At 32.5% G+C, this 2,255-nt stretch carries 2 protein-coding genes; one reads left to right on the plus strand and one right to left on the minus strand.

Annotated elements, in window-relative coordinates; all coding sequences use genetic code 11:
* The coding region (locus AC2FB1_RS02680; RefSeq protein WP_490673745.1) for a LysM peptidoglycan-binding domain-containing protein at positions 1-730 on the plus strand (730 nt) is incomplete at its 5' end.
* A 413-nt stretch (positions 731-1,143) separates the two neighbouring features.
* Here AC2FB1_RS02680 and AC2FB1_RS02685 read toward each other — a convergent pair.
* Positions 1,144-2,250: a 5,10-methylene-tetrahydrofolate dehydrogenase gene (locus tag AC2FB1_RS02685; protein WP_490673818.1), complete on the minus strand. Its 1,107-nt coding sequence runs from the start codon at positions 2,248-2,250 to the stop codon at positions 1,144-1,146.
* Between the last annotated feature and the right edge of the window lie 5 nt (positions 2,251-2,255).

Raw genomic sequence — 2,255 nt, forward strand, 5'->3', positions numbered from 1 at the left:
TAAAAGTGGTGCTGGCTATGTAGATACTACTAAACCTGCTACTCCTGGTGACTTCTTCGGTCAAAAAGATGAACAAAACAATGAAGGTAAAAGTGGTGCTGGCTATGTAGATACTACTAAACCTGCTACTCCTGGTGACTTCTTCGGTCAAAAAGATGAACAAAACAATGAAGGTAAAAGTGGTGCTGGCTATGTAGATACTACTAAACCTGCTACTCCTGGTGACTTCTTCGGTCAAAAAGATGAACAAGACAATGAAGGTAAAAGTGGTGCTGGCTATGTAGATACTACTAAACCTGCTACTCCTGGTGACTTCTTCGGTCAAAAAGATGAACAAGACAATGAAGATAAAAGTGGTACTGGCTATGTAGACAATACTACAGATGAAACAACTACTCATACCGTTGTTCCAGGCGAAACTGTAGCTGAAATTGCTAAAGAAAATAATACTAATGTAGATCAAATTGTTAAAGATAATGGCCTTGTAGATGCAAATTACATTGTTCCAGGTCAAGAATTAGTAGTTAATCACCCTGTAACTAATACTGAAGACCTAACTCAAGCAACTACTCACAATAACAATTTCACTACTTCTCAAGATGTCGTTGATAATAAAGAATTACCTGAAACTGGTAGTAATTCAAATGTTAATTCTGGTTTATTAGGCGGTTTAGCTTTAGCTGCTGGTGCCGTATTAGTTGGATTTAATAGAAGAAAAGAAGAAAAATAACTTTTAATAAAAAGGTGCGATTCCATAATAGGAATTCGCACCTTTTTTAATTAATATTCTCGAACTACAAATATAAGTTTTATTTTATTCCTATTTAAATAAGTACCTACTTCATAACCGTTTTTTTCATTATTTGAATCAACTCCATCTGTAATTACTACCTTTTCTTTAAAACTAGGATTATAATTAACTACTAAATCCTTATAATTAATTCATAATCTATACACTCTATATGAATTTTATATTTTCCGACTATTTTTTTAACTCCCTTTTCAGTCGTACTTGAAAAACTATATATCCATTTACACTTATATTTATTCATTATTTTAAATGACTTTAAAGATGTTTTATATAAATTTATTATATTATGTCAAAAAATAATAATGAAGTGTGCTTCACTTCATTATTACTACTTAGTTATTCTTTTCATAACGTATTTTTTGACGATAACCATATGTGCTTTCTTTAATTAATTGATCATTGAGTAAACCAGCTCCTATCGCTCCTGCAACAGTAGATATTGAAGTCGCAAACCAAGGAATGCTTAAATAAAGTTGTACACTTGCTGGTCCTTTTAAACCTACTTGTTGTCCTAAGAATCCTGGAGGCAATAAGACAACCTCTGCAATTAAGAACAATGAATATAAAATCATATAATATATAATAATTGCTATAAATAAAGTCATGATTGTTGTTAAATTATATAACATGATAATTCTTTTATGCTCACCTTTTTTTGTAGATTCCCATAGCCCATGGGAAATCATAATCCAAATAAGCATGCCTAAAATGGCCATGATTGAAATACCCAGTAATCTCCATATAGAAAATTTTAATCCCATATTCCACATCGTTGAAAAAATCATCCCGAAAGCCCCTGTTGTAAAGGCTATAGCGACTACATTACTTAAACTTGCCATCATATTAAGTGGATTATTCGCAAATGTCATCCCACTGACAAGTCGTATCATTCCAAAACTGCGTGAATTAGATAAATATCTTAAATGATCATGTCCTGTTTCTTTTAAATGTACTTCTGTTTTCTCAATACGTGAAAAAGGAAATTGTTTATTGATTTCTTTCTTAACACTATTATTGTCATCATAAACCGCATGCTCTCTTTCAGAATAATGAAGTTCATTAATAATTGCCACAATGGCACGTTTGAAGCGATTCTTTACAGGACGCCATCCAAAAGCAGGGTATGAAAATATCGCTGCGCCATTTTTTTTATTAATATCTAGAGCGAGGACTTTTTGATGATAGAACATGGGTAAGTCTGTAATTCCTATCACATAATCCCATTGTCTTTTTTCGTGATAATCTTGAATTTTTTTAAATATTTCTTCCACACTTTCCGCAAAACCAGTAAGAGGATCCACCACGAGATCAACTTTCCAGTCACGTTGGTGGTTATCTTGTTCTGATAATATATTGGGTATGTTATTAATTAAACTTTGTGCTAATTTCTCTGTCACTCCTGGCGCCACAACGAGACCAATGATTTTTTCTTCACTCAAGTTGT

The organism is Staphylococcus sp. CoH_129_LAB_1, assembly GCF_058191515.1.